We start from the raw sequence: 10042 nt of genomic DNA on the forward strand, positions 1-10042 counted from the left end.
GCCGGGCGAAGCTCTGCGTCGCCTCTTAGAAGGCGCAGGCGTCGATTTAAGGCGCACTGATCCTCAGGCCGTCACGCTCGTGCGTCTCGACCGGACCTCCGAGGCCGACGACAGCGTGACGATCGCGTTGGAGCCGATCGACGTCTTAGGCGCGGGCGAGAACGCCCGCGGTCCGGTGAACGGGATCGTCGCCAAGCGCACGGCGAGCGCGACCAAGACCGACACGCCGATCCTCGAGGCGCCTCAGTCGATCTCTGTTGTCGGCCGCACGCAGATGGAGCGGCAGGGCGCGACCAGCGTCACCGAAGTGCTGCGCTACGTGCCGGGCGTCGTGGTCGAGACCTACGGTCCCGATCCGAAGGGCTTCGATTGGGTCTATCTGCGCGGCTTCAACGCGCAGTCCACGAGCGATTTCCGCGACGGTCTGCGGCAGTCGTCCGTCAGCTACAGTTTCTTCCGCACCGAGCCCTACGCGCTGGAGCGCGTCGAGGTGCTGCGCGGGCCGTCCTCAGCGCTGTACGGCCAGAGCGACGCCGGCGGCCTCATCAACAAGGTGAGCAAGCGCCCGACCGACGATCCGCATTACCAGATCGAAGGCCAAGCCGGCTCCTACGATCGCTTCCAGGGCGCGGTCGACGTCGGCGGCCCCGTCGACGCCGACGGCAAGCTGCTCTACCGGGTCATTGCCGTGGCCAGGAAGTCCGACACCCAGTTCGAATATCCGACCGGCGACGAGCGTAAAGACGACCGGCTCTACCTCGCCCCGTCCTTCACCTGGAAGCCGAACGATCAGACCAAGCTCACCGTCTACGGCGAGGCCCTGCGCGACCGTTCCGGCGGCAGCGCGCTCTATGCGCGGGCACCCGGCTCTCGCTGGCTACCGACGGGCGACCCGAACTTCGACGGCTTCAAGCAGGACCAGCAGCAGATCGGCTACGAGTTCGAGCACGCCTTCAACGACGTCTGGACCGTGCGCCAAAACAGCCGCTTCGGCCACACCGAAACCCTGCTCGACGTGACGCAGGGCTACTGGGCTTCGGACTTCGGCGTCATCGCCAGACGCAATCGCACATTCGACGAAGACATGGCCGCCTTCGCGTCGGACACGCAGGCGGAAGCAAAGTTCTCGACCGGACCGGTCAACCACACGGTCCTCTTCGGCGTCGACAACAACTACGTCGACGCCGACGTCCGCGGGTGGCAGACGGCCTGGGGCTCGACCATCCTGATCCCGTCGAACCCGATCTACGGCGTGGACATGCCGGATCCGCGCAAGCTCGGAACCAGCTTCCAGAACTACCGTCAAAAGCTGACGCAGGTCGGTTTCTACGGGCAGGACCAGATCAAGTGGGACAACTGGGTCCTGACGCTCGGCGGTCGCTACGACCATCTCGAGGTCGATACGCATGACCGGCTGGCGGCCGACGACTACAAGCGCAAGGACGGCAAGTTCTCGGGCCGGGTTGGCCTGACTTACGTGACGCCGTTCGGCCTCGCGCCCTATGTGTCCTATTCCGAAGCCTTCGTTCCGCAGCTGGGCCTCACTCAGGGTGGCGGGACGCTCAAACCTTCGGCCAGCTGGCAGTACGAGGCGGGCGTCAAGTTCGAGCCGCAGGGCTGGAACGCTCTCTTCACCGCCGCTGTCTTCGACCTCACCAAGACCAACGCTACCGTCTATCAGAACGGTTTCCCGGTTCCGATGGGCGAGACCAACTCGCAGGGGTTTGAGCTCGAGGCCAAGGTCAGCCTGAACCAGGGCCTCGATTTCATCGGCTCCTACACCTATGCGGACGTCGATGTGAAAAAGGGCGCCTATCCCGGCAAGCGGCCCATGCTGGTCCCGGCCCACACGGCGTCCGGCTGGCTGAACTACACGTTCCAGGACGGCGCCTTGCAGGGCGTCAGCCTCGGGGGCGGCGCGCGCTTCGTCGGCAAGACCTATGGCGACGCTCAGAACACGGTGAAGGTCGACAGTTGGACTGTGTTCGACGCCGGCCTGAGCTACAGGTGGCGCAATGCCACCTTCGCGCTCAACGCCGTCAACCTGTCCGACAAGAAGTACTTCACCACCTGCGAAAGCGATGCGGCCTGTTATCAGGGCCAGCGCCGAACTGTGATCGGCCGGGTGCGCGTCGATTTCTGAGGCGACGACACGGCGCTACGCGCTCTCGCTGATTGCCGGGGGCACGCTGCTCGCGGCGACGGCCGCGCGGGCGGAGCCGGCCCCGTCGCGCGTCGCCGCGATCGCTTGGCTCGGCGCCGAGCACGCGCTGGCGCTCGGCGTGACGCCGGTCGGCGTCGCGGACGTCGGTTACTTTCGGATCCGCGTGGCCACGCCGCCTTTGCCGGACACCGTCGCCGATCTCGGACCGTTCTGGGAGCCGAGCCTCGAGCGGCTGATCGCGCTGAAGCCGGATCTGATCCTGATGGATTCTTGGTCCGCGCTGGACCGCCGGACGTTCGAGCGCGTCGCCCCTGTCCTGCCGATCCCGGCATATCCGCCGGAAGCGTCGGGTTGGGCCTTTGCGGCGGGCCTCCTGAGAGATCTTAGCCTCCGCCTCGGCCGGGAGGATTTGGGCAGACTCTTGTTGAGCGAAGCCGAAAAGCGAATGGAGGCGCTGCGCGCGCGAGCCGCCGCCGTTGGCGCGCCGCCGGTTTACGTGGCGCTGCTGTCGCAGACCGGACGCAACGCGACCCTGTACGGCGGCTCCGCGCTGGTCGGCGGCGCACTGGAGCGGCTCGGCCTTCCCAATGCGTGGCGTGGCCGGTTCTCCCACTCGGGGACCGCCGTCGTCGGCCTCGACGCGCTCGCAGGCGAGAACGAGGCGGTCGTTCTGGCCGTCGATCTGGAAAACGCGAGCGGCTCTTTCGCGCGGGCCACGGCAGCAAACGCCCTGTGGCGCAGCCTGCCTGCGGTCCGGAAGGGCCGCATCGCGCGGCTCGGCGGGTTTTATCCCTATGGAGGCCTCGCGTCTCTGCTTCGCTTCGCGGATCAGGCCGTCGCGGCCGTGGAAGCCGCCCATGGCTAGCATGCGGGGACGACGGCTTCCGATCGCTCTTCTCGTTCTGTCGGCCATTCTGGGGCTGGTGATTTTCCTCGCGCGGTCGGACGCCGCCCTGCCGGCGGCGCTCTGGCTCGACGCCCTGCGCGAGCCGTCTCCCGACGACTTCAGGCAGGCGGTCTTCGGTCTCGCCGTCGCGCCGCGCGCAGCCGTCGCACTGATCGCGGGGGCCGCGCTCGGTCTTGGCGGCGCGCTTTGTCAGCAAGCGCTTCGCAATCCGCTTGCGGAGCCTTCCGTGCTCGGCGTCAGCGCCGGCGCTCAGCTAGGCCTTGTTTTCGCGACGCTCTACGCGCCGGGCCTTCTTGTCTTCGGAGCTGAGATTCCCGCGTTGGCGGGGGCGGCGCTCGCCGTCGGATTTGCGCTGCTCGTCGCGGCGCGGCGGCGCGCGGCGCCCGTCGCGGTGACGCTCGGCGGCCTGATCTTCGGTCTTTACTGCACGAGTCTCACGGCGCTCGTCATAATCTTTCATCGCGACCACCTCAGCGACCTGTTGCTGTGGCAGTCGGGCGCGCTCGATCAGACGGGCTGGAGCGTGGCCGCTCGTCTCGCGGCGCGGCTCGCATGCGCCGCGGCTCTCGCATCGCTCCTCGCTCGATCGCTGAGCCTGCTCGATCTGTCGGACGAGACCGCGCGAGGCGCGGGCCTGCCCGTCGCGGCTGTCCGGATCATGGCCTTCACGCTGGCCGCCGCCCTCGCGGCGAGCGTGACGGCAGCGGTCGGCGTCATCGGCTTCGTGGGGCTCGCCGCGCCTCATGTCGCGGCCCTCATGGGCGCGCGACGGCTCACGCCGCGACTGATTTCCAGCGCCGCCGTCGGCGCCGTCCTGCTGTTCACGACCGACCAAATCTTGCAGGCGACGCCGGGCCTCGGCTTCGTTCCGACCGGGGCGGCGACCACATTTCTTGGCGCGCCTCTGCTGCTTTGGCTGATGCGACGACTGAAGTCGTCCGGCGGGGGAGCCGCGATGGCAGACGACGTCACTCGGCGGCGATGGTCGACGGGCCAACTCGCGTCGGCGTTGCCGATGCTCGCATTCGTTGCGCTCTGCGCCCTTTTCATCGTCCGTTCGGAGTCCGGTTGGCAGTTTGCGGCTCTCGCAGGCGACCTCGCGTTTGATCTGCGGTGGCCGCGCGTCATGGGGGCGTGCGCCGCCGGCGCGCTCGCGGGGTTGTCGGGCTTCGTGCTGCAGACGCTGTTCCGGAATCCGATGGCCAGTCCCGAAATACTGGGCGTCGCGCAAGGCGCCAGCGTCGGCCTGATGACAATCGCGGTGGTGGCTCCCACCGCGGCCGGACTCGTTCCACCGCTCGCCGCCGCCGGCGGCGCCGCCGTCGCGCTCGGGCTGCTCGCTCTGGTTAGCCGGGGCGGCGCAGCCTCGCCGAATCACATCCTGCTCGCCGGCGCGGCGCTCGGCGCGTTCCTCTCGGGGGTCGCCACGCTGCTGCTCATGCTGTCCGGCCCAAGAGCGATCGCGCTGCTCAACTGGATGTCGGGCTCGACCTCTCTCGTCACGTCGACAAGCGCCTTGATCGCGCTCGGCGCGGCCGTCATCGCGCTTTCGCTCTGCGTCCTCGCCCAACGCGACCTCGCGCTGCTCAGCCTGGGCGACACCACGGCCTCCGCCGGAGGCCTGCCTCCTCAACGGACGCGAGCCTTGCTGTTCGGGCTCGCGGCCTTCGCGGCAGGCGTCTCGACCATGATCGTCGGGCCGCTGAGCTTCATAGGGCTGATCGCGCCGCGGCTCGCCCGGCTCGCCGGCTTTCGGGCCGACGGGGCGGGAGCGTTCGCCACGGCGGTCGTGGGCGCCGCCCTGCTCACGGCGGCTGATTGGATCGGCCGAAACGTCGCCTATCCATGGCCGCTTCCCGCCGGCCTGGTCTCAGCCTTCATCGGCGCGCCGGCGGCGCTCGCCATGCTGGTCGTCCATAGATCGCCTCGACGTTTCCGATAATCGAGCGGGTGCAGGGACAGTAAGAGCGGGGCGACGCTCGTCAGGGCCCCGTCGCAGCCTGACGCCTCCAGAGCTTCGCAATCTGCGCGAAGCTGCGCCGAAGCGCGCGTCGCAACGCCTTCGGAGCTCACCGTCGCCGAGGCTGGCGTCAGCCTCGGCGAATGGGGCGTTCGTCGGGCTTCGACGCCCGGTCGGCTCCCACAAAGACCCGAATTGGCGCCTGCAGTCTGGAACGTTTCGAACAGCTGAGCGCTTTAGTCCAGTTGGCTCGTTGGAGAGCGACGGCTTCGCTCGGCTGACGAGCCATGGCTGTCTGACGCCGCCGGCACGACGTTTACAGAAATGAGGCGGCCAACATGGCGGACGCAGAAACCACCAAGAACACGATCTCGGCGACGCACCTTGGCACCGGCGGCGAACTTCATCAGACCGCGTCAAGCCCCGGCGCCCGGATCACCACCAATCACGGCGCGCCGATCAGCGACAACCAGAATTCGCTGAAGGCGGGCGGCCGCGGTCCCACGCTGCTCGAGGACTTCGTTCTCCGCGAGAAGATCCAGCATTTCGATCATGAGCGGATCCCCGAGCGCATCGTCCATGCGCGGGGCTCAGCCGCCCACGGTTTCTTCGAATTGACGGAGTCGCTCGCAGACGTCACGACCGCCAAAATCCTCACCGAAATCGGCAAGAAGACTGAGGTCTTCACGCGCTTCTCGACCGTCGCCGGCGGCGCAGGGTCAGTCGACACGCCGCGCGACGTGCGTGGCTTCGCTGTAAAGTTCTATACCAGAGAAGGCAACTGGGACCTCGTCGGCAACAACATCCCGGTGTTCTTCATCCAGGACGCGATCAAGTTCCCGGACCTGATCCATTCGGTGAAGATGGAGGCCGACAGCGGCTATCCGCAGGCGGCGTCCGCCCACGACACCTTCTGGGACTTCATCAGCCTGATGCCAGAATCGACCCACATGATCATGTGGGCGATGTCGGACCGCGCGATCCCGCGTTCGCTTCGCATGATCGAGGGGTTCGGCGTCAACACCTTCCGCCTGCTGAACGCGGACGGCGTCGCGACTCTCGTGAAGTTCCACTGGCGGCCCAAGCTTGGCGCGCAGTCCACCTGCTGGGACGAGGCGGTCAAGATCGCCGGCGCCGACCCGGATTACCACCGGCGCGACCTTTACGAGGCGATCTCGGACGGCGCGTTTCCCGAATGGGAGTTCGGCGTCCAGCTCTTCACCCAGGAGGAGGCCGACGCACTTCCGTTCGACATCCTCGACGCGACCAAGATCATCCCCGAAGAGGTCGCGCCGATCCGCGTGATCGGCCGGATGGTGCTGAACCGAAACCCCGACAACTTCTTCGCCGAGACGGAGCAGGTCGCGTTCCTGCCGACCAACATCCCGCCTGGCATCGACGTGTCGGAGGACCCGCTGCTGCAGGGCCGGCTGTTCTCCTACCAGGACACCCAGCTCTCGCGCCTCGGCACGGTCAACTTCCACCAGATCCCGATCAACCAGGCGAAGGGCTGCCCGTTCCAGAACTTCCAGCGCGACGGGCAGATGCAGACGAGCGTTCCAAAGGGCCGGGCGAACTACGAGCCGAACAGCCTGTCCGAGGCCGGCGAAGACGGCGGTCCGCGTGCCGCCCCCAAGGGCGGCTTCCGGACGACGGCCGTCCCGTTCGAGGGTACCAAGGCGCGGATTCGGTCCGAGACCTTCGCCGACCATTACAGCCAGGCGCGGCTGTTCTTCCGGTCGCAGACGAAGCCGGAGCAGGCGCATCTGGCGAGCGCGCTGGTGTTCGAGCTTTCGAAGGTGTCGCTCGAGCATGTGCGGCTGCGCGTGCTCGCCAACCTGCAGAACGTCGACGAGGATCTCGCGACGCGCGTCGCCGCCGGGCTCGACATGGACCTGCCGGAGAAGGCGAAAGCCGCCGTCGAGCCGATCGACCTCGATCCGTCGCCTGCGCTTCGCATCGTCGGCAAGTACCCGGAGACGCTTCGCGGCCGCGCGCTGGGGTTGCTCGTCACCGACGGGGCCAACGGCGCGATCGTGGACGCGCTCAAGGCGGCGGCCGCGTCCGAAGACGCGAAGGTCAAGATCGTCGCGCTCAAGGTCGGCGGCGTGACGCTGAAGGACGGTCGGAAGCTGAAGGCCGACGCTCAGTTGCAGGGCGCCCCCTCGGTCATCTTCGACGCGGTCGCGGTCGTGGCCTCCGAAGCGGGCTGCGCCGAACTTCTGAGGGAAGGCGCGGCGATCGACTTCGTCAAGGACGCCTTCGGCCACCTGAAGGCGATCGGGCATACGAAGGAGGCGCAGCCTCTGCTCGACAAGGCCGGAGTCGAGCCCGACGCGGGCGTGGTCGATCTTGGAAGTGGCGCGGAGGCGTTCCTCAAGCCTGCGCGCACCCGTCAGTGGGACCGCGAACCGAAGGTGCGCATCCTCGCCTGAACATGGCCGCAACCGCAGTGCGGCCATCCTGACCTCCGGCGGCGCAAGTCGGCGGGCGCGGGCGAACCTCCGTCAACACCTGACCGATGAGCGGAGGACGCGGCGATGATGGGCGCGCGGCAGGTCGATCAGGCGGTGCTGTTCTACGAGTTCTCTTTCGAGTATCCAAGACCCGAGCCGGCGGCATACGGAGAAGTCAGAAGCCTTGCCGCTGCGGCCGCTGCGCTAGCGGCTTCTGACCCATTGCGGGCGTTCCGAACAGCCGCTCGAAGGAAGGACGGCACTGAAATCCAAATCCAGTGCTTCGTAGCTGAGCACGAGAGGGCCTAATGCAACAGTTCCGGAAGCCGGTAGAAGAGCCGCCGGATCGACGGCCAGCCGGCCGCGACGAACACCTCGAGCGTGTCCACCAAGGCGGTTCGGCGCTGCGGATCGTCGAAGATTTCCTTGTGGTCAGCAAGGAAGCGTCCGACCAACTTCACCATCAAGTCGGAGGCCAGGTGCTCGAACTGGTAGCCGGTTTCCTGCCCGCCCTGCAGGACGGCGGCGGCGATCAGGTCGAAGACACCAGCTGGATCGGCCTCGACCATGTTCTCGAGGAGCTGGATCAGATAGTAGACGGTGTGAGGCCCTCCATGCTGACCGATCTGGCGCAGGATTGGCGCTGTGTCGTGGAGGAAGATCGCCGCATTCTCGGGGCTAAGCGGCGCAGGATTGTTGTCGCCGTGCCGGAAGGCGCCGGAGCTGAAATAAAGCTGCTGGCAGGCCGTATCGATGATCTGGACCACTTGTTGGGCGAGCGCCGTCTCCGCCCCGCTTGGGTTGGGTAGGGTCTTGTAGTGGTCAAGAGTTTGCCCCGCCTGCGTAACGGCTTGGCCGAGCAGGGTAATCGCTTGCGGCCTTTGGAGCGCGAAGTGCGGCTCGTCACTGGGGCGCAAGCCGGCCGTGAACACTGGGCGCAGCCATTGGATGCCGTCACGGACCTCTTTGGCGTGATCAGCCGTGTTGTCGAACCAAGCGCGGACATGTGTCGCGGCGTCCTCGAAGCCGAACCGGAACCATAGCTGCAGGGACCGCTCGACCAAGTGATGCCGTATGGTCTTGTTGCGCGGGTCGCTTGCGGGGAAGCGCGCGACCATGGGGAGGACCAGGTCGGCCACCTCGCGGGCCGCCCCGTGCCAGACAAGCCGGCCCAATGTATTGGAGATGAAAGTATCGAGCACGCTTCGGTTAGCGTCCGCTTGGACAACCTGCGCCGCGCGGCGCCAGAAACCAGCCCGATCGATGTCCCAGATGCGGACGAGGTGCACGGCCGTGTTCATCCGGACGGCGGGATGGGGGTCGGTCAACATACGATCGATCAGGGCCTCAAGGTCCGGATAGACCTCCGGCCGCTTGAGGCAAAGGTCGAGCGCCGCCTCGGCCGCTTCCAGTCGGGCTGAAGGCGAGCCCCAGGAGGAAAACTCCTCGAACTTCGCCTCGGTCTCCTCATTGACCTCGGGATTGCCGAGCCGGCTGGCATCCTCGATCCAGCCGACGAGCTGACTGAGCGTGTTCGGCCCGGTGTCCAGGCCGATGTGGTCGCTCTTGACCAACTTGTGCAGCCCCTGGGCGAACGAACCTTCGGCGCGATGGAGCAGGCCTCGGTCGGGAATGGCTTCAGCGTTCAGGCGATTTCGCAGTTCGCCCAAGGCGCCAAGCGCGGCGTCGAGATCCTCGACCGGCTCATTGTCGCCGACTTCCAGGCGAAGCTTCTCGCGCACGACATCCAGATCGGCGATCGCGTCGCGGACGGCTGGATCGTCCCTCGTATCCTGTTCTAGCCATCGATAGTCATCGCCGGCCTCGACATAGGCCGAGCTGATCCTGAAGAGCCGGTGGTTCGTGGTCCCGGCTTCGGGAGCGGCGGCCAGGACCCCGCGCGCCTCTTCGGTGGCTAGGCGCTCCGCGCCGATCGTTCCGAAAAGCCGGCGAAGGAAGCCCTCCTTGGCCGTCTCCGGATGGACATATTCGTCGAAGGGACGGGCGAGCAGGTCGAGCTCCAGCGCGCGGCGCTTCGGCTCCGGGAGTTGGTCGTATTGGGCGGCCAGAAGATCGATGGCGTCCTTGCTCGTATCTGATGCGAGTAAAAACTCGGGCCGGGCCGCATAGGGTCGAAGGCGCTCTGCCAAGGTGCCGCCCCGGGCGGCGGCGGCCATGAAGAGCCTGGACCAAAGCACCGCCAGCCGACAGCGCGGGACCGCGTGCTCCACCCCGGCAAGCACCGCGGCCTCCTCGCCGGCCTCCAGCCAGGTCAGAAATTGCGAGAGGAGTTCGTCAGCGTCGTGCCCGTATTCGGGATGGGGCTCGTGGGCCCAGATGTGGCTGTAGTCGGGCTGCAGGCAGACGGCGGCGCCGTCCACGGTGAAATTGAGCTCCTCCAGGTCTTCCGACCGCGGGTGTGCTCTTGCGACGTAGCCCTCGACCGATTGCATCAGCGCGACGGTCGCCTCGACCGGCGATGCCGCCAGAAAGCCCTTTCAGCCACGACCTGTCGGCAGGGCGATCCGTTCTATGCGCCGGCGACACGGCGGCGC

The 10042-nt window shown here is 67.1% G+C and carries 5 protein-coding genes; 4 read left to right on the forward strand and 1 reads right to left on the reverse strand.

The window, feature by feature from the left end; genetic code table 11:
• The first annotated feature begins 79 nt into the window (after positions 1-79).
• The 4 genes from ACFSCV_RS10470 to ACFSCV_RS10485 all read left to right on the forward strand — a co-directional run bounded on the left by ACFSCV_RS10470 (position 80) and on the right by ACFSCV_RS10485 (position 7466).
• Entirely contained in the window at positions 80-2143 is a 2064-nt protein-coding gene (locus tag ACFSCV_RS10470) for a TonB-dependent siderophore receptor (RefSeq protein WP_378799537.1), read from the forward strand.
• A 139-nt stretch (positions 2144-2282) separates the two neighbouring features.
• The gene (locus tag ACFSCV_RS10475; protein ID WP_378799538.1) at positions 2283-3029 is read left to right on the forward strand and encodes an ABC transporter substrate-binding protein; all 747 of its coding nucleotides are present in this window, start codon (positions 2283-2285) and stop codon (positions 3027-3029) included.
• Between the two features lies 1 nt (position 3030).
• A complete protein-coding gene (gene fhuB / locus ACFSCV_RS10480; protein WP_378799542.1) occupies positions 3031-5013 on the forward strand; it encodes a Fe(3+)-hydroxamate ABC transporter permease FhuB in 1983 nt (660 codons plus the stop codon).
• A gap of 356 nt (positions 5014-5369) precedes the next feature.
• Entirely contained in the window at positions 5370-7466 is a 2097-nt protein-coding gene (locus ACFSCV_RS10485) for a catalase (RefSeq protein ID WP_378799539.1), read from the forward strand.
• Between the two features lie 326 nt (positions 7467-7792).
• On the opposite strand, the gene ACFSCV_RS10490 is transcribed toward ACFSCV_RS10485, so the two are convergent.
• Entirely contained in the window at positions 7793-9940 is a 2148-nt protein-coding gene (locus ACFSCV_RS10490; protein WP_378799540.1) for a hypothetical protein, read from the reverse strand.
• Positions 9941-10042: the final 102 nt, after the last annotated feature.

Origin of the sequence: Methylopila henanensis (assembly GCF_042681025.1) — a bacterium.
In the GTDB taxonomy this organism is placed as follows: domain Bacteria; phylum Pseudomonadota; class Alphaproteobacteria; order Rhizobiales; family Methylopilaceae; genus Methylopila; species Methylopila henanensis.

What these genes read in the sequence shown, in the direction of transcription:
- ACFSCV_RS10490 (WP_378799540.1), bottom strand. Translation starts at nt 9,940, where the DNA reads ATGCAATCGGTCGAGGGCTACGTCGCAAGAGCACACCCGCGGTCGGAA.
- fhuB (WP_378799542.1), top strand. Translation starts at nt 3,031, where the DNA reads ATGCGGGGACGACGGCTTCCGATCGCTCTTCTCGTTCTGTCGGCCATT.
- ACFSCV_RS10485 (WP_378799539.1), top strand. Translation starts at nt 5,370, where the DNA reads ATGGCGGACGCAGAAACCACCAAGAACACGATCTCGGCGACGCACCTT.